Below are 24,298 nucleotides of genomic sequence, written 5' to 3'. Positions count from 1 at the left end.
GGGGGTCACCGTCATGAGAATCCGCAGGGTCGGGCTGTGCGCCCTCATCGCCATCTCCCTGCTGATCACCACAGCCGGTTGCGCCCACGACGGCGATATTGCCGACAGCAACGGGTCGCAGCTCATCCCGTTGCGCGTCGCCCTGTTTCCGGCCGGGAACACCTTGCCCGTGGAGGCTGCGATGACGCGTGGGATCTTCGAGCGCCATGGCCTCAACGTGACGATCACCGAAGGTCAGGACCTCCCCCTCTTCATGGCCGCACAGTCCAGGGGTCAGTACGACATCGCGATGAGCGTGCCGACGCTCGTCCTCGTTGGCGCTCAACGAGGACTTGATCTGCAGATCGTGTCGAGTACCGCGCAGCAAACCGCTGAGCATCCGAATGCCGTGTGGATCACCAAGGACGCATCGATCCGGTCCCTGGCCGAATTGCGAGGAAAGACGATCGCGGTTCCCTCACTGACAGGCATCATCACCGATTCCGTCATCTACCTCCTTCGGCGGAACAGGTTGACTCGCAAAGACGTTCACCTGGTCCAGACAACCTTCCCGGCGATGGGCGATCAACTTCAGTCGGGGCGCGTAGACGCGGTCGTCGCCACTCTGCCGTTCAGTGCCGCCATCGCCGCGCGCGGCTTCGTCGTTCACGACGATGTGATCGTCGACGCCGTTCGCGATGCCAGTGGCGGCGCTGTAGACGAGGCGATCACCACGGTGTGGACCGCCTCTCGAAGCTTCGCCGACCAGCATCCTGACGCCGTCGCGGCGTGGCGCGCTTCGCTGCGCGAAGCCATCGACTCCCTACGGGCCGACGCCGCAGGGGCGCGGGCGCTGATGGCGGAGTGGCTCAAGATGCCCGCGGCGATCCTGGATAGCGCACCGCTGCCGGACTGGACCGTGGACATCACCGCGCGACAACTCAAGCCCTACGTTGCCATCGCCCGGGATGTGGGCTCCATCGACTTCGATCCCGACGTCAATTCGCTTGTGCGGCAGGGCCCGTGACACGGTTCCTCTACCGGATCGACGGTGTGGACGTTCAGCTGGACGGCGAGCAAGGTCCACGATCCGTGCTGCGGGACGTCACCTTCGACATCCGGGCCGGTGAGATCGTCGCCATAGTGGGCCGCTCCGGAGTGGGCAAGAGCACGCTCCTGCGCGCACTGGGCGGATTGGTGGAGATCTGCCGCGGCACGATCGACTTCGAGGCGCGCGCGGTAACGCGCCCACCCGCCGGTGTCGTGATGGTCTTCCAGGACTACGACAACGCACTGCTGCCCTGGCGCACGGTCGGGCGCAACGTCGAACTCGGCCTCGAAGGCCGAATCCCCCGCAAAGCCCGCCACTCGGTGGCCGCATGCGCCCTCGAAATGGTGAAGCTCGGCGATCGGGCTGACGACTATCCGCGGCGACTGTCGGGGGGGATGGCACAACGCGTGCAGATCGCGCGGGCGCTCGCGATCGAACCCACGGTGCTGCTGATGGACGAGCCGTTCGGGGCGCTCGATGCGATGACCAAGGCGTCCCTGCAGGACGTCCTACTGGACGTGCAGCGCCGAACGGGGGCGACGATCGTCTTCGTCACCCATGACCTCGACGAGGCGATCTACCTCAGTGACCGCGTCATCGTCCTCGAGGGAAACCCCGGTTCCATCGTGCTGATGGCCGATGTCGGACTGCCCCGGGGGCGCGACCAGGTGAACACGCGGGAACTGCCCGCCTTCCTCGCGGTTCGGCACCTGCTCGGCGAACGACTGCGGGGCAGCGAATGAGTCGCGCCGGCCCCGCACTGTCCGCTGTCGCCATACCGGTCTCGCTGATCGCGTTGTGGCAACTGCTGAGTTGGTCACTGCGCTTCGGCTATCTTCCCGCACCCGTGGACATCTTGGCCGCACTGCCCGCCGAAGTGCGCAGCGGCGCTCTGCTGTCGGCCATCGCTCACACGCTCGGCGTCGCGCTGACTGCGTCGGCGGTCGCAGGTGGCGTCGGCACGGTTGCAGGTCTGGCGTTTGGATCGGCCCCCCGTGTCGGCAGGTGGGCGACGGCGTCGATCGAAGCGTTTCGTACGGTGCCGGCCGTCACGCTGATCCCGGCGACGGTGCTGGCGTTCGGTCCCACCAGACGCGCCGAAATTCTGCTTGCGACCTACGCCGCGGTGTGGCCGATCGTTCTGAACACCGCAGGCGCGGTCCGTTCGGTCCACCCACGCCAGTTCGATATCGCGCAGACCTTCCACCTCAGCGCGTACGACACGCTGCGCAAGATCGTCATTCCCGCGGCGACGCCGGTGTGGCTCGTCGGCGCCCGACTGTCGGTGATCCTCGCCTTTCTCGTGACCGTCGTCGCCGAGATGGTCATCACCCCGGCCGGCCTTGGCGGGGCATTGGCCCAGTCGTTGAATGCCCTTGCGCCGGAACGCATGTGGGTCTATGCAATCAGCTGCGGCGCAGTCGGTTTGGTCCTGAATCTGGGGCTGCGCAATGCGGTGGGGGCGATCCTGCCGATGCATCCGGTCGCCGGACCCGGCGGCACGGTCCCGCGTGCTCCTGCTCCGTCTGCGCGTGGCCTGATCCCGCTTGCCGTCATGCTGGTCGCCTGGCAACTGACAGCCTCGCCCAGTTCCTTGGTGGCTCCGCCGCCGACTCAATGGTTCGCCGCGCTAGCCGATCTCCACGCAGAAGCATCATTGCTGCCCGCCGTCGGTCGCACGCTCGTCACATATCTGGCAGGTCTGTTCGCCGCCACCGTCCTCGGCAGCGCCGCAGGAGCGGTCATCGGCGCGTCTCACCGCATCGACCGTGCGGTCTCCCCGAGCCTGGACTTTGTGGCGGCAATCCCCGGTGCTGCACTGGTTCCCGTTCTGGTGCTGCTGTTCGGGACGAGTGTCGTCAGCGGCATCGCGGCGGTCACCCTGATCGTGACGTGGCCGATCCTGTTAAGCACAGCCACCGCGCGGCGCGCGGTCGCACTCGTCCGACTTGACGTGTCGCGCACGATGGGCCTGTCGCCATGGCGTCGTTGGTCGGCCGTGATCCTGCCGTCGCTGACACCCGGTGTCCTGCTCGGCGTCCGCGTGTCGTCTGCACTCGCACTCATCGTGGCCCTGTTGACCGACATATTCGGCGCCGGGACGGGCATCGGGCGCCTCTTGATCGAAAGCCAGCAGCGCTTCGACGCGGCCACGGCATGGGGGCTTCTCCTCATCGTCGGCGCGTTCGGATATCTGACTAACAGCGCACTGGCCCGCCTGTCCGGGGTCCCGTACGCGTCCGCCGACGCGGCGAACCCGCGCACGGCCGCACCCTCGAGGTCCCGGTAGCCTGTGCCGAGTGAACCTCGACCGCAACAAGGCCTCCATCGTCGAGGCGATCGACGCCGGACTGCTGGCCGGTGCCGTGACGCTGGTGTGGCGCGCGGGGGAAGTGCTGCAGGTCAACGAACTCGGCTACCGTGACGTCGACGTGAAGCTGCCGATGCAGCGCGACACCATTTTCCGGATCGCGTCGATGACCAAGCCGGTGACGGTCGCCGCGGCGATGTCGCTGATCGAGGAGGGCAGGCTCGCGCTGACCGACCGGGTGTCGACCTGGCTGCCCGAACTGGCCGACATGCGGGTGCTCGCCGAGGCGCGCGGCCCGCTCGACCGCACGGTGCCGGCGCAGCGGCCGATCACCGTCGAAGACCTGATGACCCACCGCAGCGGGTTGGCCTACATGTTCTCGGTGCTCGGCCCGCTTGCCGAGGCCTACCGCAAGCTGCCGCACCGGCAGGATCAGGATCGTTGGCTGGCCGAGCTCGCTACGCTCCCCCTGGTGCATCAACCCGGCGAGCGGCTGACCTACAGCCATGCCACCGACGTGCTGGGGATCGCGCTGTCGCGCATCGAGGGCAAACCGCTCAGCGAGGTGCTGACCGAGCGGATTCTCGGCCCACTGGGCATGTCGGACACCGGTTTTCACGTCGGAAGCACCGGTAGGCGGCGTGCGGCGACGATGTACCAGCTGGACAAGGACAACACGCTGCGCCACGACGTGATGGGGCCTGCGCCGATCGTCGACCCGCCGTTCTGCACCGGCGGCGCCGGGCTATGGTCGACGGCCGACGACTATCTGACGTTCGCCCGGATGCTGCTGGCGGGCGGGACGGTTGACGGGGTGCGTGTGCTCTCCGCGGAGTCGGTGCGGTTGATGCGCACCGACCGGCTCACCGAGGAGCAGAAGCGGCACGACTTCCTCGGCGCCCCGTTCTGGATCGGCCGCGGCTTCGGGTTGAACCTTTCGGTGTTGACCGATCCTTCGAAGTCGCGCCAATTGTTCGGACCCGGCGGCCCCGGCACGTTCTCGTGGCCGGGCGCGTACGGCACGTGGTGGCAGGCAGATCCGTCGGCCGACGTCATCCTGATCTATCTGATCCAGAACCTGCCGAACCTGTCGGTCGACGCCGCGGCCGCGGTCGCCGGCAACACGTCGCTGGCCAAGTTGCAGAGCGCCCAGCCGAAGTTCGTCCGCCGGACCTATGAGGCACTCGAGCTCTGAGCCCGCGTGGCGTCGCTGCACGGTGTCGGACATGATGACGGCGTCGCGATCTGTCGGTGGGCCGATGTAGGGTCGAGTCATGTTCGAACACACGTTCGATGTTGATGCGACGGCCTCCGAGGCCGAGCTGCGCGAGGTGGTGGCCCGCTGTGAACGCCTCAAGGCTGCCGCGGCGGCCGCGCAGGCCCGCGCGACGGCGTTGTGGGCGGCCCAGCGGCGCGCCGCCGAGGTAGCGGCCGGGGTGCCGGCGCGCAAGCGGGGGCGGGGGTTGGCGACGGAGATCGCGCTGGCCCGCCTGGATGCCCCGGTGTGCGGTAACCAGCATCTGGGTTTCGCGAATGCGCTGGTGCACGAGATGCCGCACACCCTGGCCGCCCTGGAGGCGGGGGTGCTCACCGAGTACCGGGCCACCCTGATCGTCAAAGCCTCGGCCTGCCTGACCGTGGAAGACCGCCGGGTGTTGGATGCCGAACTGTGCGCCGANCGGGCCACCCTGATCGTCAAAGCCTCGGCCTGCCTGACCGTGGAAGACCGCCGGGTGTTGGATGCCGAACTGTGCGCCGATCAGCAGGCGCTGGCCGGGTTGGGCAACAAGCGCATCGAAGCCGCCGCGGCGGCGATCGCCGCCCGCCTGGACGCCGCCGCGGTGGTCGAGCGGAAGAACCGCGCTGCGCAGAGTGCGGGGGTGTGGACCCGGTGCGCCCCGAACGGGATGGTGTATCTGACTGCGCTGATGCCGCTGTCCCAGGGCATCGGGGTCTACGCCGCCCTCAAACGGGAGGCCGACACCACCGGTGGTGATGGGCGGTCGCGGGGGCAGGTCATGACCGACACCCTCTACGAGCGGGTCACCGCCCGCCCCGCCGCGCAACCCGCCCCGGTTGCGCTGAACCTGGTGCTGGCCGACACCACGCTGTTCGGGGAGGACGACGCCCCCGGCTGGGTCCAGGGCTACGGCCCCGTCCCCGCGGTGGTGGTGCGCGACCTCGTGAGCGACGCCGTCACCGACGAGGCCGCCAAGGCCACGCTGCGGCGGCTCTACCGGCACCCCGCCAGCGGGCAGTTGGTGGCGATGGAGAGCAGGGCACGGCTGTTTCCGAAGGGGTTGGCGGCGTTCATCGGGCTGCGTGACCAGACCTGCCGCACCCCGTACTGCAACGCCCCGATCCGCCACCACGACCACGCCACCCCCCACCGCCAGGGCGGGACGACCAGCGCACTCAACGGGGCAGGGTCCTGCGAAGCGTGCAACTACGCGAAAGAAGCCGCCGGCTGGCAGGTCGTCACCCACGACAGCGGCGGTCGGCACACCGCCACCTACCGAACCCCCACCGGCGCGACCTACCACTCCACCGCCCCACCACTACCCGGACCCACACGACGACACAGCACGATCGAAGGCAGGCTCAGCATCCTCCTCACCCACCACGCCGCCTGACGCGGCTACGTCCCAAGACGGCTGCCGCGCCGTACATTACGAGACATGCAGTCTCCTACCGTGCTGATCAACGGTGCCGGCATCGCCGGGCCGGCGCTGGCATTCTGGCTGAGCCGCAAGGGTTACCGCGTGATCGTGCTCGAGATCGCGCCGGGCATCCGGCCGGGCGGGCAGACGGTGGATCTGCGGGGCTCCGGTGGTGACGTCGTCGAACGGATGGGCCTTCTCGACCAGATGAAGGCTCGGGCCCTCGAGCAGAAGGGCGCGGCGTGGGTCCGGTCCGACGGCAGTCGGCGCGCCCAGATGCCGGTGACCGCATTCCACGGCAACGGACTGGTGTCCAAGCTGGAGATTCTGCGCGGTGATCTGGCCACCGTGTTGTACGAGGCCACCCGAGGGGACGTCGACTACCGGTTCGGCGCGACGATCGCAGCGCTCGAGGAGACCGACGACTCCGTGGTCGTGACGCTGGCCGACGGCACCCGCCTGCCCGTCGACGTGCTGGTGGGCGCCGACGGACCGCACTCTGCGGTACGCCGGCTCGCCTTCGGCCCCGAGGAGCGATTCATCCGACCCATCGGCGGTTACAACGCGTGGTTCTCCGCGCCCGACACCGTCGGCCTCGACGGCTGGTTTCTGCTGTATCAGGCACCCGGCGGCCTGAACGCGTCGATGCGTCCCTCGCACGACCCATCGATTGCGAAGGCGGGCTTGGCCTTTCAGTCCGAGCCGCTGGACTACGACCGCCACGACACCGATGCACAGCGGCAGCTCCTCGTCGAACGGTTCGCCGGTGCGGGCTGGCACTGCGACGCGCTGCTCGCCGCGGCCGCCGACGCCGACGACTTCTACTTCGACGCCTTCGCCCAGGTGCACATGCCGACCTGGGCGTCGGGACGCGTCACCCTGGTCGGCGACGCCGGGTACTGCGCGTCACCGCTGTCCGGCATGGGCACCAGCCTGGCGCTGGTCGGCGCCTATGTGCTGGCCGGTGAACTCGGCGCGGCCGACCGGTTCGACGCCGCCCACCTCGCCGCGACGCTTGCCCGCTACGAGGCGGTGATGCGGCCCTACGTCGACCGGTGCCAGGACCTGCCCAGCGGCATCGACCGCTATGCACCGATGCGGGAGTCCGACATCGCGATCACCGCGGCGGTGATGAAGTGGATGCAGCGCTGGCCGTTCCGCCCGATCGTCGAGAAGATGTGGTTCCAAACGGCGGCGTCGATGACGCTGCCGGATTACGGCTGACCGCGTCAGACCAGACCGAACGTCGCCGCCCGATCGAGGACCGCTTCCGCGCGCGCCCGGGTAGGACCTGCACTGCCGTCATAGGAATCTGTCGGCGCATCCAGACGCGCGAGCGTCAGACGCGCCTCGTCGATCTCATCGGGTGACGGACTCAGCAGCGTGTTGACCGTCTCCGCGTGGCCGTCGTCCAGGCACAGCCGGCCGGTCATCCCGACGGCCTTGGTCACCTCGGTGTCCCGGGCGAGGTGGCGGGCCTGGTCGCGCAGCGTGGGGCCGTCGATCGGTGCGGGCAGCCCGGCGGCCCTGCTGGCGATCACCAGGCGGGCACGCGGGTAGGCCAACACCGTCGGGTCGGCGCACATTCCGGTGTCACGCCGAAAGTCCCCGATTCCGAACGCAATTCGGGCGCACGAGCGCGCGATTTCCAGTGCCGACTCGATGCCGAGGGCCGATTCGACCAGCGCGACGACGGGCATGCCGGGCGGCAACTGCTCGGCGGTCGAGACGACGTCGCGCGCCGATTCGGACTTCGCGAGCATCACCCCCGACAGGCCGGGCGTCGCCGCCACAGCGGCGAGGTCGGCCCGCCAGTCCGGTGTCCCGGCGCTGCTGATTCGCACCCACGCGCGTCCGCCCTGCTGCAGGAAGTCGGCCACGGCGCGGCGGCCGGCCGGCTTCTCCGCGTCCGGCAGACCGTCTTCGACGTCGAGCACGAGCACGTCCGCTGCATGCGAGGGTGCCGCGTCGAAACCCGGCCGTCCCGGGCGCAGCAGCCATGTGCGAGCCACCGACCAGTGTGGCCGGCGGGTGCATTCGACCGGCGAGAAGACCGTCACCTCACCCATGTTCGCGGCGGCGGGTGATCGACGCCATATTGCGCACATTTTGTTCACAGTGCGCGCGAGAGCACCCGGCCGAACTGCAGCAGTCGCTGCATCTGCGCCAATCCGCCGTTGTCGACGGACTTCACGAACCGGAACGACTCGCAGTAGACGTCGGTCTCGGTCGCGGACTTCTGCCGGGACCGCACGATCAGCTGTGTGTAGAGGCGCAGTGTCACCTCCGCCAACCGGCGGGTGCCGTCGCTGAGCACGTCGTACTCGGTGGACAGCACCTGATCGGTGATGGTCGACAACAGGATCGAGCGCACCGAGGCCAGCAGGACACGACGCGGCTCCCCGCCGTCCACGTCGCCGGACACGTCGTCGTCGGCGCGCCACATGATCAGCCGCTGGCCGTCGGTGACCATCACCTCCTGCCAGAGCGCTTCGCCCCACGGCTCCTCGGTGAAACCGCGGGACATCACGAAAGACCGGATCGCGGCCGGGTCGACAACCGAACGCAGCTGGTCCAAGGCCAGATCGGGATCACGCAGATAGACCCGCGCCGCCTCGCTGACGCTCGAGTACGGAGCCCAGTCCTGCGGCGCGCCCATCAGCCGGGGCTGCTGTCCCCACCGGTGCGCACCGCCGCCGCGGCCGCGCGGATCTGCGGCGTCACCAGCATGACCTGGCCGAGCACTCCGTTGACGAAACCGGGTGAGTCGTCGGTGGACAGCTGCTTGGCCAACTCGACCGCCTCGTCGACGGCCACCGGTTCCGGCACGTCCTCGGCGTACAGCAGCTCCCACACCGCGACCCGCAGGATCGCGCGGTCCACGGCCGGCAGGCGGTCGAGCGTCCAGCCCTGCAGGTGCGACGAGATCAGATCGTCGACGTGGGCCTGGTGCTCGGTGACGCCGCGGGCGACCGTCACCGTGTACGGATTCAGGGGCGCGACGTCGTGGTCGGATTGCTTCTCCGCCAGCGTGTTTCGCCCCTCGGCGACCTCGGCGGGGGTCAGCCCGCGGGCCTCTGCCTCGAACAGCAGATCCACCGCGCGCTTACGGGCCTGGTGCCGGCCCCGGTCCCCTCTCCGGTCACTCACCCATTGACCCTTCCCAGGTAGCTGCCGTCACGCGAGTCGACCTTGAGCTTGTCGCCGGTGTTGATGAACAGCGGCACCTGGATCTCGGCGCCGGTTTCCAGCGTCGCGGGCTTGGTGCCGGCGCTGGAGCGGTCCCCCTGCAGGCCCGGCTCGGTGTGGCTGACCAGCAGTTCGACCGTCACCGGCAATTCCAGATACAGCGCCGTGCCGTCGTGGAACGCGATCTGCACGGGCATGCCCTCCAGCAGGAAGCCGGCCAGCCGCCCGACCAGCGCCTCAGGCAGCGGGTGCTGCTCGTAGTCCTCGGAGTCCATGAACACGAAGTCCGAGCCGTCGCGATACAGGTAGGTGGCGTCGCGCCGGTCGACGGTCGCGGTCTCGACCTTCACCCCGGCGTTGTAGGTCTTGTCGACGACCTTGCCGGACACCACGTTCTTGAGCTTGGTCCGCACGAAGGCCGGGCCCTTGCCGGGCTTGACGTGCTGGAACTCGACGATCTGCCACAGCTGGCCGTCGATCTGCAGGACGAGCCCATTCTTGAAGTCGGCGGTCGATGCCACGGTGGGTTGTACTCCTAGCTTCTAGAGGATCACCAGGTCCTTGCCGAACCTGGTCAGTAGTTCGGGGCCGTCCGGGGTGACCGCCAGCGTGTCCTCGATGCGGACGCCGCCGCGGTCGGGCAGGTAGACACCGGGCTCGACGGTCACAGCGGAGCCAGCAAGCAGTGTACCGGCGGCAGTGGCATTGATTCCGGGCGCTTCGTGGATCTGCAGGCCCACGCCGTGGCCGAGGCCGTGGCCGAAGTTCTCGGCGTAGCCGGCGTCGGCGATGACCTGCCGGGACGCCGCGTCGACGTCCTTGCACGGCACCCCGGGCGCCAGCGCGTCGCGGCCGGCCTGCTGCGCCGCCGCGACCAGGGAGTAGATGTCACGCTGCCACTGCGCCACCGGCGTCAGCGCGAACGTGCGCGTCATGTCGGAGTGGTAGCCGCCGATCAGCGCACCGAAGTCGATCTTGACGAAGTCGCCGGCGGCGAGGACGGCGTCGGTCGGCCGGTGGTGCGGTATCGCCGAATTCGGCCCGGTCGCCACGATCGTCTCGAACGACGCCCCGTCCGCGCCGTGCGCGAGCATCAGCGCCTCGAGGTCGTTGCGCACCTCTTTCTCGGTGCGCCCGGGCCGCAGGCCGCCGTGCTCCACCAGATCCTGCAGCGCGGCGTCGGCCGTGTGGCAGGCCAGCCGCAGCAGCGCGAGTTCGCCGTCGTCCTTGACTTCGCGTAGCGCCTCGACCGCGCCGGGCGCGCGGGTGAACTCGACCTGCTCCCCCGCCGCACGGGCCAGCGCGGTGAACGCGTCGACGGTCACCACATGACTCTCGAACCCGAGCCTGCGCACCCCTGCGGCTGCCGCCCGGGCCGCCAGGTGCGGCCCGCACGCCCGTTCGATCACGACCTCGGCGTCGGGCGCCTGCGCGGCCGCCTGGGTGCGATAGCGCCCGTCGGTGGCGAGCACCGGCGTGTCGTCGTCGGCGAGGATCAGCAGCGCCGCGTTGGATCCGGTGAATCCGGACAGGTAGCGAACGTTGACCAGGTCTGTTACCAGCATGGCGTCCAGCTGGGCGTCGGCCAGACGCAGCCGCAACCGCTGGCGGCGGGCAGAAACTGTCACGACGGCTGACGCTACTCGCTAAGGTGAGGCCCCATGAGTAAGTGGCTGCTGCGCGGACTGGTGTTCGCCGCCCTGATGGTGATCGTCCGGCTGTTCCAGGGGGCGTTGATCAACGCCTTCGAGACCAAGGCGGGAATGATCAGCATCACTCTGGTCGCGCTGTACGCCGTCGTCGTCCTCATCTGGGGTTATGCGGACGGCCGCCGCGACGCCCGCGCCAACCCGGACCCCGACCGCCGGTCGGACCTCGCGATGACGTGGCTGCTGGCGGGACTGTTCGCCGGGGTGGTCAGCGGGCTGGTGGCCTGGCTCATCGGGCTGTTCTACAAGAACCTCTACGTCGAGGGCCTGATCAACGAGGTCACCACGTTCGCCGCGTTCACCGCGCTGCTGGTGTTCCTGTTCGCGATCATCGGCGTCGGCCTCGGCCGGTGGCTGGTCGACCGCAAGACGCCCCAGCAGCCGCGGCGGCGGGACGGCGACGACGATCGCGCCGACACCGACGTGTTCGCCGCGGTGCGCGACGACCGCGACGGCGTGCAGGACTACGACAACGCCGCCACCGAACAGCACACCTCACCGGTCGCGGTCGCCGAGCACGACGAAGAAACGCGGCGGAACAGCTAGGCGCTGTCCCTGGCGACCTCGGCGTAGGCCGCCGCCAGCAGAGACGGGTCGGGCCCCTCGAGGCGGCCGGGTTTGGCCAGCCCGTCCAGGACGACGAAGCGCAGCACGCCGGCGCGGGTCTTCTTGTCGCCGAGCATCGAGTCCATCAGCTGAGGCAGCGCGTCGGCGTCGTAGGTGACCGGCAGGCCCAGCGAGGTCAGGACCTCGCGGTGCCGTGCGGCGGTCGCATCGTCGAGACGCCCTGCGAGCCGGCCCAATTCGGCGGCGAACACCAGCCCGACGGACACCGCCGCGCCGTGGCGCCACTTGTAGCGCTCCCGCCGCTCGATGGCGTGGGCCAGCGTGTGGCCGTAGTTGAGGATCTCGCGCAGCGCGGATTCCTTCTCGTCGGCGGCGACGACCTCGGCCTTGACCGCGACGGCCCGCCGGATCAGCTCCGGCAGCACGTCGCCGGTGGGGTCGAGCGCGGCCTGCGGATCGGCTTCGATCATGTCGAGGATCACCGGGTCGGCGATGAATCCGGCCTTCACGACCTCGGCCATCCCGGCGATGATCTCGTTGCGCGGCAACGTCTCCAGCGTCGCGAGGTCGATGAGCACCGCGGCCGGCTGATGGAAGGCGCCGACGAGGTTCTTGCCGGCGTCGGTGTTGATGCCGGTCTTGCCGCCCACGGCGGCGTCGACCATCCCGAGCAGCGTGGTGGGTACGTGCACGATGTCCACGCCGCGCAGCCAGGTTGCCGCCGCGAACCCGGCCACGTCGGTGGCCGCCCCGCCGCCGAGGCTCACGATCGCGTCCTTGCGTCCGACGCCGATGCGGCCCAGCACCTCCCAGATGAACCCGACGACGGGCAGGTCCTTGCCGGCCTCGGCATCGGGGATCTCCACGCGGTGTGCGTCGATTCCCTTGTCGGACAGATGAACCCGGATCACCTCAGCGGTTTGGGCGAGGGTGGGCTGGTGCAGGATCGCGACCTTGTGCCGCCCGTCGAGGACACGGCCGAGGTCGCCGAGCAGGCCGGTACCGATGATGACCGGATACGGCGGATCGGTGCGCACCTCTACCGTCACCGGTTCCGTCACTGTCCGTCCTTCCGTCGACACGGGGATCCTTTCCTGGCCGCGACCGCGGCGGGGCTCGGCGGTGCCTCCGTCGACGGTGCGGCCGTCAGCGAGAGCGGGGCACGCCGCCACGAGGGTCGCCTGCGGCGCCGGTCGGATTTCGCCCCCTCGGGGTTGTCGAGGCGCGCCACGATATGGCGCACCACCGCGCCAGGGTTGCGGTGGTTGGTGTTGACCCGCATGGTCGACACCTGCCGGTACAGCGGAACGCGTTGCGCGATCAGCTCTTTGAACCTCTCCCCGCGGTCGGGCCCGGCCAGCAGCGGGCGCACCGTCGACCCGCCGGTGCGGCGCACACCCTCGGCCGCGCTGATCTCCAGATAGATCACCGTGTGACCGGCCAGCGCGTCGCGTACCGCGGGGGTGGTCACCGCGCCGCCGCCCAGCGACAGCACACCGTCATGGGTGGCGAGTGCGTCGCACACCACCTCGGCCTCGATGCGCCGGAACTCGGGCTCGCCGTCATCGGCGAAGATGTCGGCGATGGTGCGGCCGGTCTTCTTCTCGATGGCCGCGTCGGTGTCGAGCATCTCCAGGCCCAGCGCCTTGGCCAGCCGCCGCCCGATTGTCGACTTGCCCGAGCCGGGCAGCCCGATCAGCACCGCCTTGGGGGCCATCAGCCCGACGCCCTGACCCCGTCGGCGGCCGGCTCGCGCTGGGCGACGGCGCGCAGGTAGGCGTCGATGTTGGTCCGTGTCTCGGTCAGGGAGTCCCCGCCGAACTTCTCCAGCGCGGCGCGGGCGAGCACCAGCGCGACCATCGTCTCGACGACGACGCCGGCAGCGGGGACCGCGCAGACATCAGAGCGCTGGTGGATTGCGACCGCTTCCTCGCCGGTGGCCATGTCGATGGTGGCCAGGGCGCGGGGCACGGTGGAGATCGGCTTCATCGCCGCGCGGACCCGCACCGGCAGTCCGTTGGTCATGCCGCCTTCCAGTCCGCCGGCGCGGTTGGTCGAGCGGATCACCCCGTCGGGGCCGGGATAGATCTCGTCGTGGGCGACGCTGCCGCGGCGGCGTGCCGTCTCGAAGCCGTCGCCGATCTCCACACCCTTGATTGCCTGGATGCCCATCACCGCGGCGGCCAGTTGACTGTCCAGCCGGTTCTCCCCGCTGGTGAACGACCCCAGGCCGACGGGCAGGCCGTGTGCCACCACCTCGACGACGCCGCCGAGGGTGTCGCCGTCGCGTTTGGCCGCCTCGATCTCGGCGATCATCAGCGCTTCACTGGCCGGGTCGAACGCGCGCACCGGGCTGGCGTCGATCGCCGCCAAGTCACCGGGAAGCGGCGGCGGTCCGTCGTAGGGGGTCGACGCACCGATGGAGACGACGTGCGAGACCACCTCGACCCCGAGCGCCTGCCGCAGGAAGGCCCGCGCGACGGTGCCCGCGGCCACCCGCGCGGCGGTCTCGCGCGCGCTGGCGCGTTCGAGTACCGGCCGGGCGTCGTCGAATCCGTACTTCAGCATGCCGGCGTAGTCGGCGTGGCCGGGTCGGGGCCTGGTCAGCGGCGCGTTGCGGGCGGCACTGTCGGCCAGCGCGGACGGGTCGACGGGGTCGGGAGCCATCACGGTCTCCCACTTCGGCCACTCGGTGTTGCCGATCTCGATGGCGATGGGACCGCCCAGCGTCACCCCGTGCCGCAACCCGGCGAGCATCGTCACCTGGTCCTGCTCGAACTTCATCCGGGCACCGCGGCCGTATCCGAGGCGACGGCGCGCCAGCTGGTCGGCGATGTCGGACGACGTCACCTCGACGCCGGCGACCATGCCCTCGACCATCGCCACCAGCGCCCGGCCGTGGGATTCCCCTGCTGTCGTCCATCGCAACACGTGTCCCAGTTTCGCATGACGCGCCCCGAGGCCGAAAAACGGCGATCAGCTCAGCGCAGCGCCCGCACCGCGCGCAGCCAGGCCAGCACCGGCGGGGCCACCTGCGGGAGCGCCGACTCGGCGACGATCCAGTGCGGCAGTCCGGGGTGGATCTGGTGCTGCGCACCGTAGCGCGCCGCGATACGACGCGACATCCACGGCGCGACACTGCGGTCCCGGCCGGCGCTGACACACAGCACCGGGCAGGTGACGGCGGCGGCCGGCACCCGCACGATCGGCGCGCCGAACATCATCTGCCGGAACACCCTGCCGGAGTCGCGGACGAACTCCGGGATCAGTCGATCCTGTTCGGCGGCGCACAACCCTCGAAGCGGCAGCGCACGCATGACGTCCGCCGAGGGCAGGAACGGACGGCCCGCGACCACGGCCGGCATCGACGGCACGAAACGCGGCAGCGCCCGCAGTTGCGGCCACAGCACGCCGGGCGGCACCGAGGCCAGCAGCACGGCCGCCAGGGGCTGCCGCGCCGCGGCCACCTTCTGGGCCAGCAGCCCACCCAGGCTGTGGCCGACGACGACCGCCGGTTCGCCGATCGCGTCGTAGGCGGCCAGGGCCGCGTCGACCATCTCGGCGACGCCGGTGCGCGTCAGGGTGGCGTCGTCGGACGGGTCGCGGCCTGGCAGCGCCGGGACGTGGCAGGCGAATCCGGCGTCGTCGAGGACCTTCGTCCACGGCTGCATCAGGGACGGACGACTGAACAGACCGTGCAGAACGAGGACCGGCGGTGACATCACGGTCCGAGTATCGCGACGGAACCGGCCGGGGGCGATTACCCCGGAGGTAGGGCCGCCGCGACGGCGACGGCGGCCGCCAGACACATCGACGGACCATGCGGCACCGCCGCCCGCGACCCGCGCGCGAGACGGGCCGCGCCCCACAGCCCGGTCAGCAGCGAGGCGCCGATCGCGCACAGCGCCCACGCCTGCACACCGAACGCACCGGTCAACGCGCCGATGCCGATCGCCAGTTTGACGTCGCCGGCGCCCAGCGCCGTCGGCGAGCGCAGGTGCACGATCGCGTAGATGCCGGTCAATGCGAGCGCGCCGAGCGTCGCCGGCACGCCACGTCCGGCCACCGCCGCGACCGTGAGGATCACCACCGCACCCGGCACGGTGAGCCGGTTCGGCAGCCTGCGCCGGCGAAAGTCGTACGCGCTCAACGCGATCAGCCATGTCGCCACGGCGACGGCAGCCGTCTCCCCCACCGTCTGAGGCTAAGGCACGTCGAGCGCCGCCCTCATCGCCTCTTTCGGCGCGGGCATGCCCGTGAACAACTCCACCTGGCTGAACGCCTGGTTCAGCAGCATCTGCAGCCCGCTGATCACGCGCCCGCCCCGGGCGCCGACCGCCGCGGCCAGCGGGGTGGGCCACGGATCGTAGATCGCGTCGAGCAGCACCGGCGTGGCGGCCAGCGCGGCGGCGTAGGGAGCCACGGCGTCGGCGGGAACGGTGTTGACCACGATGTCCACGCCGGCGGCGGTGTCGCCCAGCGAGTCGGCGCGGATGTCGCAGAAGTCGATGGCCAGCCCGCAGCGCGTCGCGAGATCGAGCACGCCGGCGGCCCTGCCGGGGTCGCGGGCGGTGACGGTGACGTGCCGGGTGCCGCGGGCGGTGAGTCCTGCCACGACGGCGGGCGCCGTTCCGCCCGACCCGACGACCATCGCGCGATCGGTCCGCACGTCGGCCAGCGCGCCCACCACCCCGTCGACGTCGGTGTTGTCGGCGAGCCACCCCGCCTTGGAGCGCACCAGCGTGTTGGCCGATCCGACCAGCCGGGCCCGCTCGGTGGCCTCGTCGGCGAACCGCAGCGCGGCGAACTTGCCCGGCATCGTCACCGAGACCCCGACCCACTCCGGTCCGAAACCGGCCACCACGGTGGGTAACTGCTCAGCGGTGCATTCGATGCGGTCGTAGGTCCAGCCCTCGAGGCCGAGCGCCCGGTACGCCGCCAGGTGCAGCTGCGGGGACCGGGAGTGTGCGATCGGCGAGCCCAGAACCCCGGCCCGTCGAGCCGTCATCGGGCTGAGTCGAGGACACCGTTGCGTCGCGCCAACTCGATGTTGGCCAGGTGCTGCTCGTACTCGCGGGTGAACAACGTCGTGCCCTGCATGTCGATCGTCACGAAATACAGCCAGTCGCCGGGCTCGGGCTGTTCGGCCGCGGCCAGGGCCGGCTGGCCGGGCGAGCAGATCGGGGTCGCCGGCAGGCCCGGCCGCACGTAGGTGTTCCAGGGGGTGGCCTGCGCGCGGTCGCCGTCGGTGGTGGCGACCTCGATGCGGTCCAGCGCATAGTTCACCGTGGAGTCGAACTCCAGCGTGCGATTCTCGGCCAGCCGGTTGTAGATGACCCGCGCCACCTTGGAGAAGTCCTGCGGTTTGGCTTCGCGCTGCACCAGGGAGGCCACCGTCAGGATCTGGTAGGGCGACATGTTCAGCGAGGCGGCGGTGGTCAGTAGGCCGCCGCGCTCGTACTGCCCCGCACTGCTGGAGATCAGCGTCGACAGGATGTCCTGCGGCGTGCCCGACGGATCGATGTTCCAGGTGCCGGGCGCGATCAGCCCTTCGAGACGGCGGTGGTCGGCGCCCAGTGCGGTCACCGGGCCGGTGGCCCACTGCGGCACCCCGAGCGCGGCCGGCGCGGCGGCGCCGGCGGCGGCGCGCAGATCCTGGGCCGGCACGCAGCGCCGGTCGCCGTCGAGGTCGACGCACGTGGCCTTGGAGATCAGCGTGAAGATGCCGTCGGTGACGGCGTTGGTCTTGACGTCGGAGACGTCGTCGAGCTGGCGGCCCTCGGGGATGACCAGTTTGCCCACCCGGTTGTCCGGATCGGCCAGCCGCGCCACCGCGTCGGCGGCCGGGATCTCGGTGCGCACCTTGTAGAAGCCGGGCTGGATCGACGAGATCGCCGTGTTGCCGTCGGCGGCGTCGACGAACGCCTTGATGGTGGCGACGACCTTGCCCTCCTGCAGCGTCTTGCCGATCGCCGTGGTCGAGTCGCCGTCGTGGATCTGGATGACGACGTCGTTGACGCCCTCGCCGGTGTAGTCGTTGCCACTGCCCCCGAACATCGAGTGCCACATCCGCGAGCCGAGGAACACCGCACCGATGACGACGACCACGAGCATCGCGACCGCCGCGATCGCGGCGGTCCGGCGACGGCGCCGGTGCCGGGCCTCCCGGGCCCGCTGTTGACGAGTCATCCGCCGCCGGGGCGGACCCACCGCCAGGGGCTCGGCACGATCGTTGTGCCAGTCGTCAGCCATCCCCGACCTCTCCGTGTGGGGACAGCGCCGCCCGTCGCTGGTCCAGCCAGTTCTGCAGAATCCCCACCGCTGCAGCTTGATCGATCACCGAACGTTGTCCGCGGCCCCGCACGCCCGCCTCGCGCAACGCCTGCTGCGCGGTCACGGTCGTGAACCGCTCGTCGACGAGCCGGACCGGAACCGGCGTGACCCGGCCGGCCAGCAGGTCGGCGACCTCGATCGCGTCGCGCGCCGAGGACCCGGCCCTGTCCGCCAGCGTCCGCGGCAGCCCGACGACGACCTCGACCACCTGATACTCGTCGACCAGCGCCACCAGGCGCCGGACGTGCTTGCCTCCGCGCCGATCGCGCGTCACGGTCTCCACCGGGGTCGCGAGTACGGCGTCGGGATCGCTGACCGCCACCCCGATGCGCACGGTGCCGACGTCGACACCCAGCCGGCGGCCACGGCCCGGATCGGGCGCCGACGCGGGGTCACCGGGGCGATCCGGTGCGCGGCCGGCATCGTCGGCGTCGGTTACGGCGTCGGGCACTCTGGTCAGCTCCGGCCGATCTCCGCGCGCACCGCTGCCAGCGCCGCGTCGATGTTCGCCGCGCCCTGCCCCGATCCCTGCGCCAGGTCCGCCTTGCCGCCACCGCGACCGTTCACGGCGGCACCCACCACCTTCACCAGGTCGTTGGCGCGCACCCCGAGGTCCTGGGCGGCCGGGTTGACGGCCACCACGTAGGGCACCGTGTCGTCGTCGGCCTCGGCGATCAGCGCGACGACGGCGGGCTCGCTGCCGAGCTTGCCGCGGATGTCGCCGACGAGCGACCGCAGGTCGCCCGCCGAGATCCCGCCGGCCATCCGCTGCGCCACGAGCCGGACCTTACCGACCTGTTCGGCCCCGGCCGCGGCATTGACCGCGGCGGCGCGCGCGCCGGCCAGCCGCAGCCGGTCGAGTTCCTTCTCGGCGGCACGGAGCCGCTCCACCAGCGTCGCGACGCGGGCGGGCACCTCCTCGGAGGGCACTTTCAACGACGACGCGAGACCTGCCATCAGGGCGCGTTCCTTGGCGAGGTGGCGGAACGAGTCCAGCCCGACGTAGGCCTCCACGCGGCGCACACCGGAGCCCACCGACGACTCGCCGAGGATGGTGACCGGACCGATCTGCGCGGAGCGACCGACGTGCGTGCCGCCGCACAGCTCGAGGGAGAACGGCCCGCCGATCTCGACGACGCGCACCTCCTCCGGATAGGCCTCGCCGAACAGTGCCATCGCACCCATCGACTTGGCGCGCTCCAGGTCGGTGGTGAAGCTGTGCACCTCGTAGTCGGCTTCCACCGCCTCGTTGGTGACCTCTTCTATCTGTGAGCGCTGATCCTCGGTGAGCGCGCCCTGCCAGTTGAAGTCGAACCGCAGATAGCCGGGGCGGTTAAGCGAACCTGCCTGAACGGCGTTGGGACCCAACACCTGTCGCAGTGCCGCGTGCACCATGTGCGTGCCGGAGTGCCCCTGCGTCGCGCCGTGGCGCCACCGCGGGTCGACGGCCGCGACGACGGTGTCGCCCTCGACGAACTCGCCGGACTCGACGTTGATCCGGTGTGCCCAGAGCGTTTTCGCGATCTTCTGCACGTCGGTGACCGCAGCCTTGGCCGTCTCCGACGAGCCGGTGCCCCGGATGTCGCCCTCGTCGGCGATCTGCCCGCCCGACTCGGCGTAGAACGGGCTGCGGTCCAGGATCAGCTCGACGCGCTCCTGTGTGCCGTCGCGGCCGGTGTGCGACACCACCGGCACCCGCTTACCGTCCACGAAGATGCCGAGAATGGTTGCCTCGGTGGTCAACTCGTCGAAACCGGTGAACTCGGTGGGGCCGGCGTCGACGAGCTCGCGGTATGCGCTCAGGTCGGTGTGGGCCTGTTTGCGCGCGGCCGCGTCGGCCTTGGCCCGCTGCCGCTGCTCGGCCATCAGGGTCCGGAAGCCCTCCTCGTCGACACCCAGGTCGGCCTCGGCGGCCATCTCCAGCGTCAACTCGAGCGGGAAGCCGTAGGTGTCGTGCAGCGTGAACGCATCCGAGCCCGACAGCCGGGACGCGCCGGACGCCTTGGTCGCCCGGGCGGCCTCGTCGAACAGCCGCGAACCCGAGGCCAGCGTTCGGTTGAACGCGGCCTCCTCGGCGATCGCGATGCGCGCGATCCGGTCGTAGTCGGAGACCAGCTCGGGATACGACGGCCCCATCGCGTCGCGCACGGTGGCCATCAGGTCCGCCATGAACGGATCGTCGACGCCGAGCAGCTTGGCCGCGCGGATGATGCGGCGCAGCAGCCGGCGCAGCACATAGCCGCGGCCCTCGTTGCCGGGGCTGACGCCGTCGCCGATGATGATCGCCGCGGTGCGGCTGTGGTCGGCGATGATGCGGTAGCGGACGTCGTCTGCGTGGTTGCCCTGCCCGTACCCGCGCGGCGCCCGCGCCGCCATCAGGTCGATGGCGGGGCGCAGCAGGTCGGTCTCGTAGACATTGTCGACACCCTGCAGCAGGCAGGCCACGCGCTCGATGCCCATGCCGGTGTCGATGTTCTTGCGCGGCAGCGGTCCGAGGATCTCGAAGTCCTCCTTCGAGGTGCCCTCGCCGCGCTCGTTCTGCATGAACACGAGGTTCCAGATCTCGATGTAGCGGTCCTCGTTGGCTTCCGGGCCGCCCTCGATGCCGTACTCGGGCCCGCGGTCGTAGTAGATCTCCGAGGACGGTCCACACGGGCCCGGGATGCCCATCGACCAGTAGTTGTCGGCCATCCCGCGGCGCTGGATGCGCTCGAGCGGCAGTCCGGCCACCTCCTGCCAGTAGCCGATCGCCTCGTCGTCGTCGAGATAGACGGTCGCCCACAGCCTTTCGGGGTCGAAGCCGTATCCGCCCCGGTCGGTCGGGTTGGTCAGCAGCGACCAGGCGAACTCGATGGCGCCCTTCTTGAAGTAGTCACCGAAGCTGAAGTTGCCGGCCATCTGGAAGAAGGTGTTGTGCCGGGTGGTGATGCCGACCTCGTCGATGTCGGGGGTGCGGATGCACTTCTGGATGCTCACCGCCCGGTTCCACGGCGCGCTCCTGGCCCCCAGGAAGTAAGGGACGAACTGCACCATGCCGGCGTTGACGAACAGCAGGTTGGGGTCGTCGAGAATCACCGAGGCGCTGGGCACCTCGGTGTGTCCCGCGTTCACGAAATGATCAAGGAACCGCTTCCTGATCTCGTGTGTCTGCACGTCGTGGCTGTCCTTCGGGTCTGGTCAGCGGGGCCGATCGGCCGCCACCTGCGAATACTCGACCGCACCACAGTACCGGGCGTGGCTTTCAGCCCGACACGAAGCTCAATCGGACGTTGCGCCGCGTGTTGTCCCTGTTCAGGTCCACCAGCACGATGCTCTGCCAGGTGCCCAGCAGCGGTTCGCCGGCCCCGACCGGCACGGTGACCGACGGTGCGACCAGACCCGGCAGCACGTGATCGGCGCCGTGCCCGGGGGATCCGTGCGCGTGCCGGTAGCGGTCGTCGCGGGGCAGCAACCGCTCCAGGGTGTCGATCAGGTCGTGGTCGGATCCTGCGCCGGTTTCGATGATCGCCACCCCCGCGGTGGCATGGGGGACGAACACGTTGCACAGACCGTCTCCCCGCGAGGCACAGAACTGGCGAACATCGCCGGTCAGGTCGACGATCCGCCGCCGGGCGGTGTCCACGTCGAGCACTTCGGTGTCCATGGCGACGAGCCTACGGACGCCCGCGCTGATTGACGCGAGCGTTTATTGCCCAGCGGGCTCGGGTATGCCCGCGGCAGCCCCAACCCTTGGAGGAAGCCATGACCATCACCGGCGTCATCACCGCAATTCTCATCGGCATCGTCGTCGGCGTTCTCGGCCGGCTCGTCCTGCCCGGTAAGCAGCCCATCGGGATGCTGCTCACCATTCTCGTCGGCATCGTGTCCGCCTTCATCGGCACCGCGATCGCCCGCGCGGTCGGCATTCCGACCGCCACCAACGGGATCGACTGGATGGAACTGCTCGTCCAGGTCGTCGTGGCCGCGCTCGGCGTGGCTCTGGTGGCATCGCTCATGGGTCGGCGGCGTGGCCGCACCGGCCTGATGGGCGGCGGCCGCCGCTCCGGAATTCTGCGCTGACGCGCCGAATCCGTCCGTGGCGATCCCGGCTGGGCCCCCGACCAGTCGGGATCGCCCCCGTCTGCACTCTTTTCACACGGTCAACACCCGTCACACCAATCCACGTTCTGCAGAGAGTTACTCGATATTTCGCTGCACAAGGCGGATCCCTGTGGCTGCCGAGGACGTAGTCGCGGACATCGGGATGCTGACCGGTGTGCCGGCGCAGATTGTCCACCCAGTGCNCGCGCAGTACCGCCCCGGTCAGTAGTCCCACATCGAGGGGACGCACCGGAAGACGTCGCCGGCCGCAGCCACTCGGCAGATCGACGGGAACGGCAGGGGGGTGGCGATCAACGACTCCCCGGTCGCCGCGAGCTCCCGCAGCAGGCGCACCCGCACCCGCAACGCCGTCCGGATCGTCGTGGGCGTATTTGTAGCCGACGGCGTTACCTAGTTTCTGCGCTCCGGAGTAGTGCCCGTCGCGCAGGTGGGCCGGCACCAGCCCCGCCTTACCGGCCCGGATGTCGGCCATCGCCGCGCCGAGCGCGGTGGTGACGGCGTTCGACTTCGGCGCGGTGGCCAGGTGCACCGTGGCGTGCGCCAGCGTCAACTGCGCCTCGGGCATGCCGATCAGCGCCACGGTCTGCGCGGCGGCGACCGCCGTCGGCAGTGCGGTCGGGTCCGCCATCCCGATGTCCTCGCTGGCGAGGATCACCAACCGCCGCGCCACGAACCGCGGGTCCTCCCCCGCGACGAGCATCCGCGCCAGATAGTGCAGGGCGGCATCGACGTCGGAGCCGCGCACCGACTTGATGAACGCGCTGACCACGTCGTAGTGCTGGTCCCCGTCGCGGTCGTAGCGCACCGCCGCCTTGTCCAGCGACTGCTCGATGACGTCGACGGTCACGTGCCCGGATTCGGCGGCGACCTCCAGCGCCGTCAGAGCCCGCCGGGCATCGCCGGCCGACAGCTGCACCAGCAGGTCGAGCGCCTCGTCGGTGATCGGCACCGTGCCGCCCAGGCCCCGTTCGTCGTCGAGGGCACGCCGGAGCACCGTGGCGATGTCGGCCGGGGTCAGCGGCTGCAGCTGCAGGATCAGCGAGCGACTCAGCAGCGGGGCGACGACGGAGAACGACGGGTTCTCGGTGGTGGCCGCGACCAGGAGTACCACCCGGTTCTCCACCGCCGCGAGGAGCGCGTCCTGCTGGGTTTTCGAGAACCGGTGCACCTCGTCGATGAACAGCACCGTCTGCTCGCCGCGGCGCAGCAGCGCGACGCGGGCCTCCTCGATGACCGCGCGCACCTCCTTTACCCCCGCCGACAACGCCGAGAGCGCCTCGAACCGGCGGCCGGTGGCGTGGGAGATCAGCGAAGCCAGTGTGGTCTTCCCGGTGCCGGGCGGGCCGTAGAGGATGACCGATGCGGCGCCGGAGCCCTCCACGAGGCGCCGCAGCGGCGAGTTCCCGGTGAGCAGGTGCTGCTGGCCGACGACTTCGTCGAGCGAGGCGGGCCGCATCCGCACGGCCAGCGGTACCGACGTCCCTACCGGAGCCGCGGCGGATCCGGCGGTCTCACCGGGTACGTCGAACAGGCTGTCGGACACGCTCCCTGCTTACACGGACGCGGTGACGAAGTCGATCAGCTCCTCCACCCGGCCGATGAGGTCGGGTTCGAGGTCCGTCCAGTCCCGCACCCGACCGCGGATCTTCTGCCAGGCCGCGGCGATGTCGGCCTGATCGCGATGCCGCCAGCCCAGCGCCTCGCACACGCCGTGCTTCCAGTCCTGCCCTTTGGGCACCACCGGCCAGGCGTCGATCCCGAGGCGGGCCGGCTTGACGGCCTCCCAGATGTCGATGAACGGGTGGCCCACCACCAGCGTGTGCTCGCCGCCCGGTCCACGGCGCACCCGCTCGGCGATGCGGGCCTCCTTCGACCCGGCCACCAGGTGGTCGACGAGCACGCCGAGGCGCCGGCCGGGGGCGGGCCGGAAGTCGGCGACGATCGCGGCGAGATCGTCGACACCGCCCAGATACTCGACGACCACCCCCTCGAGGCGCAGGTCCTCGCCCCAAACCTGTTCGACGAGCTCGGCGTCGTGACGGCCCTCGACGTAGATGCGGCTGGCGAGCGCCACTCTGGCGCGCGCACCGGCGACCGCGACGGAGCCGGATGCGGTACGGGCCGGCGCCGCGGGAGCCGCCTTCTTCGGGGCGGTCAGGATGACGGGCTTGCCGTCGATCAGGTAGCCGGGCCCGACCGGAAACGGTTTGGTACGACCGTGCCGATCCTCGAGCTGCATGCGCCCGTATTCGACGCGCACCACCGCGCCGACGAAGCCGGTCTGCGCGTCCTCGACGACCATGCCGATCTCGATCGGCTGTTCGGCGGAGCGGGGCTTGCGGTGCGGGTTACTGGACAGGATGTCGGCGCCATAGCGATCAGCCACGCGGTGATCGTA

The 24,298-nt window shown here is 70.3% G+C and carries 25 protein-coding genes and 1 pseudogene; 9 read left to right on the top strand and 17 right to left on the bottom strand.

Annotated elements, in window-relative coordinates; all coding sequences use genetic code 11:
• Positions 1 to 13 precede the first annotated feature (13 nt).
• From MCHUDSM44219_RS08600 to MCHUDSM44219_RS08575, 7 genes and pseudogenes are all read left to right on the top strand, one after another.
• On the top strand, positions 14 to 1,006 hold the full coding sequence (locus MCHUDSM44219_RS08600) for an ABC transporter substrate-binding protein (protein ID WP_162232086.1): 993 nt from the start codon (positions 14 to 16) through the stop codon (positions 1,004 to 1,006).
• Complete coding sequence (locus tag MCHUDSM44219_RS08595; RefSeq protein WP_048417823.1) at positions 1,003 to 1,773, top strand: ABC transporter ATP-binding protein; 771 nt, start codon at positions 1,003 to 1,005, stop codon at positions 1,771 to 1,773. Before MCHUDSM44219_RS08600 ends, MCHUDSM44219_RS08595 begins: the two co-directional genes overlap by 4 nt.
• A complete protein-coding gene (locus MCHUDSM44219_RS08590) occupies positions 1,770 to 3,320 on the top strand; it encodes an ABC transporter permease (RefSeq protein ID WP_048417822.1) in 1,551 nt (516 codons plus the stop codon). The genes MCHUDSM44219_RS08595 and MCHUDSM44219_RS08590 overlap by 4 nt, the downstream gene beginning before the upstream one ends.
• Before the next feature lie 10 nt (positions 3,321 to 3,330).
• Positions 3,331 to 4,536, top strand: coding sequence for a serine hydrolase domain-containing protein (locus tag MCHUDSM44219_RS08585; protein ID WP_048417821.1), 1,206 nt, complete (start codon positions 3,331 to 3,333; stop codon positions 4,534 to 4,536).
• A 79-nt stretch (positions 4,537 to 4,615) separates the two neighbouring features.
• A pseudogene (locus MCHUDSM44219_RS30825) lies at positions 4,616 to 5,019 on the top strand (HNH endonuclease); the annotation flags it as partial.
• Between the two features lies 1 nt (position 5,020).
• The coding region (locus tag MCHUDSM44219_RS08580) for an HNH endonuclease (protein WP_236695403.1) at positions 5,021 to 5,974 on the top strand (954 nt) is incomplete at its 5' end.
• Between the two features lie 45 nt (positions 5,975 to 6,019).
• On the top strand, positions 6,020 to 7,225 hold the full coding sequence (locus MCHUDSM44219_RS08575; RefSeq protein WP_048417819.1) for an FAD-dependent monooxygenase: 1,206 nt from the start codon (positions 6,020 to 6,022) through the stop codon (positions 7,223 to 7,225).
• Positions 7,226 to 7,230: 5 nt separating this feature from the next.
• On the opposite strand, the gene MCHUDSM44219_RS08570 is transcribed toward MCHUDSM44219_RS08575, so the two are convergent.
• From MCHUDSM44219_RS08570 to MCHUDSM44219_RS08550, 5 genes are read right to left on the bottom strand one after another with little or no spacing between them, the layout of a single operon-like run.
• Positions 7,231 to 8,070 (bottom strand): HpcH/HpaI aldolase/citrate lyase family protein, encoded by an 840-nt coding sequence (locus MCHUDSM44219_RS08570; protein ID WP_048417818.1) that lies wholly within the window; start codon positions 8,068 to 8,070, stop codon positions 7,231 to 7,233.
• A 44-nt stretch (positions 8,071 to 8,114) separates the two neighbouring features.
• Positions 8,115 to 8,660 carry a hypothetical protein gene (locus MCHUDSM44219_RS08565; protein WP_048417817.1) on the bottom strand — a complete coding sequence of 182 codons (546 nt, stop codon included), beginning with the start codon at positions 8,658 to 8,660 and terminating at the stop codon, positions 8,115 to 8,117.
• The gene (nusB, locus tag MCHUDSM44219_RS08560) at positions 8,660 to 9,151 is read right to left on the bottom strand and encodes a transcription antitermination factor NusB (protein ID WP_048417816.1); all 492 of its coding nucleotides are present in this window, start codon (positions 9,149 to 9,151) and stop codon (positions 8,660 to 8,662) included. Before nusB ends, MCHUDSM44219_RS08565 begins: the two co-directional genes overlap by 1 nt.
• On the bottom strand, positions 9,148 to 9,711 hold the full coding sequence (gene efp / locus MCHUDSM44219_RS08555; protein ID WP_043408450.1) for an elongation factor P: 564 nt from the start codon (positions 9,709 to 9,711) through the stop codon (positions 9,148 to 9,150). The genes nusB and efp overlap by 4 nt, the downstream gene beginning before the upstream one ends.
• A 21-nt stretch (positions 9,712 to 9,732) precedes the next feature.
• Entirely contained in the window at positions 9,733 to 10,818 is a 1,086-nt protein-coding gene (locus MCHUDSM44219_RS08550; RefSeq protein WP_048417815.1) for a M24 family metallopeptidase, read from the bottom strand.
• Between the two features lie 33 nt (positions 10,819 to 10,851).
• Between MCHUDSM44219_RS08550 and MCHUDSM44219_RS08545 the strand changes: the two genes are divergently transcribed.
• The gene (locus MCHUDSM44219_RS08545) at positions 10,852 to 11,445 is read left to right on the top strand and encodes a B-4DMT family transporter (RefSeq protein ID WP_048417814.1); all 594 of its coding nucleotides are present in this window, start codon (positions 10,852 to 10,854) and stop codon (positions 11,443 to 11,445) included.
• On the opposite strand, the gene aroB is transcribed toward MCHUDSM44219_RS08545, so the two are convergent.
• The 10 genes from aroB to MCHUDSM44219_RS08495 form a co-directional block, all read right to left on the bottom strand.
• Positions 11,442 to 12,527, bottom strand: a complete 1,086-nt coding sequence (gene aroB / locus MCHUDSM44219_RS08540) for a 3-dehydroquinate synthase (RefSeq protein WP_048417813.1) — start codon at positions 12,525 to 12,527, stop codon at positions 11,442 to 11,444. The genes MCHUDSM44219_RS08545 and aroB overlap by 4 nt on opposite strands.
• Positions 12,524 to 13,183, bottom strand: coding sequence for a shikimate kinase (locus MCHUDSM44219_RS08535; RefSeq protein WP_048417812.1), 660 nt, complete (start codon positions 13,181 to 13,183; stop codon positions 12,524 to 12,526). The genes aroB and MCHUDSM44219_RS08535 overlap by 4 nt, the downstream gene beginning before the upstream one ends.
• The gene (gene aroC, locus MCHUDSM44219_RS08530; RefSeq protein ID WP_048417811.1) at positions 13,183 to 14,397 is read right to left on the bottom strand and encodes a chorismate synthase; all 1,215 of its coding nucleotides are present in this window, start codon (positions 14,395 to 14,397) and stop codon (positions 13,183 to 13,185) included. Before aroC ends, MCHUDSM44219_RS08535 begins: the two co-directional genes overlap by 1 nt.
• A 50-nt stretch (positions 14,398 to 14,447) precedes the next feature.
• The gene (locus tag MCHUDSM44219_RS08525) at positions 14,448 to 15,188 is read right to left on the bottom strand and encodes an alpha/beta hydrolase (RefSeq protein ID WP_048417810.1); all 741 of its coding nucleotides are present in this window, start codon (positions 15,186 to 15,188) and stop codon (positions 14,448 to 14,450) included.
• Between the two features lie 38 nt (positions 15,189 to 15,226).
• Positions 15,227 to 15,661 carry a prepilin peptidase gene (locus MCHUDSM44219_RS08520; RefSeq protein WP_048417809.1) on the bottom strand — a complete coding sequence of 145 codons (435 nt, stop codon included), beginning with the start codon at positions 15,659 to 15,661 and terminating at the stop codon, positions 15,227 to 15,229.
• 9 nt (positions 15,662 to 15,670) lie between these two features.
• Complete coding sequence (locus MCHUDSM44219_RS08515) at positions 15,671 to 16,474, bottom strand: shikimate dehydrogenase (RefSeq protein ID WP_048417808.1); 804 nt, start codon at positions 16,472 to 16,474, stop codon at positions 15,671 to 15,673.
• Positions 16,471 to 17,718: an endolytic transglycosylase MltG gene (locus MCHUDSM44219_RS08510; RefSeq protein WP_048417807.1), complete on the bottom strand. Its 1,248-nt coding sequence runs from the start codon at positions 17,716 to 17,718 to the stop codon at positions 16,471 to 16,473. The genes MCHUDSM44219_RS08515 and MCHUDSM44219_RS08510 overlap by 4 nt, the downstream gene beginning before the upstream one ends.
• Positions 17,711 to 18,250, bottom strand: a complete 540-nt coding sequence (gene ruvX, locus MCHUDSM44219_RS08505; protein ID WP_048417806.1) for a Holliday junction resolvase RuvX — start codon at positions 18,248 to 18,250, stop codon at positions 17,711 to 17,713. The genes MCHUDSM44219_RS08510 and ruvX overlap by 8 nt, the downstream gene beginning before the upstream one ends.
• Before the next feature lie 5 nt (positions 18,251 to 18,255).
• Positions 18,256 to 20,952: an alanine--tRNA ligase gene (alaS, locus tag MCHUDSM44219_RS08500; protein ID WP_048417805.1), complete on the bottom strand. Its 2,697-nt coding sequence runs from the start codon at positions 20,950 to 20,952 to the stop codon at positions 18,256 to 18,258.
• Positions 20,953 to 21,040: 88 nt separating this feature from the next.
• Positions 21,041 to 21,442 carry a secondary thiamine-phosphate synthase enzyme YjbQ gene (locus MCHUDSM44219_RS08495; RefSeq protein WP_048417804.1) on the bottom strand — a complete coding sequence of 134 codons (402 nt, stop codon included), beginning with the start codon at positions 21,440 to 21,442 and terminating at the stop codon, positions 21,041 to 21,043.
• 98 nt (positions 21,443 to 21,540) lie between these two features.
• On the opposite strand from MCHUDSM44219_RS08495, the gene MCHUDSM44219_RS08490 reads away from it, so the two are divergent.
• Positions 21,541 to 21,858 carry a GlsB/YeaQ/YmgE family stress response membrane protein gene (locus MCHUDSM44219_RS08490; RefSeq protein ID WP_048417803.1) on the top strand — a complete coding sequence of 106 codons (318 nt, stop codon included), beginning with the start codon at positions 21,541 to 21,543 and terminating at the stop codon, positions 21,856 to 21,858.
• A 225-nt stretch (positions 21,859 to 22,083) separates the two neighbouring features.
• On the opposite strand, the gene MCHUDSM44219_RS08485 is transcribed toward MCHUDSM44219_RS08490, so the two are convergent.
• Positions 22,084 to 23,443, bottom strand: a 1,360-nt coding sequence (locus MCHUDSM44219_RS08485; protein ID WP_413783591.1) for a replication-associated recombination protein A, incomplete at its 3' end; no start/stop codon positions are given.
• A 9-nt stretch (positions 23,444 to 23,452) separates the two neighbouring features.
• Positions 23,453 to 24,286 carry a DUF3097 domain-containing protein gene (locus MCHUDSM44219_RS08480; RefSeq protein WP_048417802.1) on the bottom strand — a complete coding sequence of 278 codons (834 nt, stop codon included), beginning with the start codon at positions 24,284 to 24,286 and terminating at the stop codon, positions 23,453 to 23,455.
• Positions 24,287 to 24,298 lie beyond the last annotated feature (12 nt).

This window comes from Mycolicibacterium chubuense, assembly GCF_001044255.1.
Lineage (GTDB): Bacteria > Actinomycetota > Actinomycetes > Mycobacteriales > Mycobacteriaceae > Mycobacterium > Mycobacterium chubuense.
This window is presented reverse-complemented; position numbering and strand designations above follow the sequence as displayed.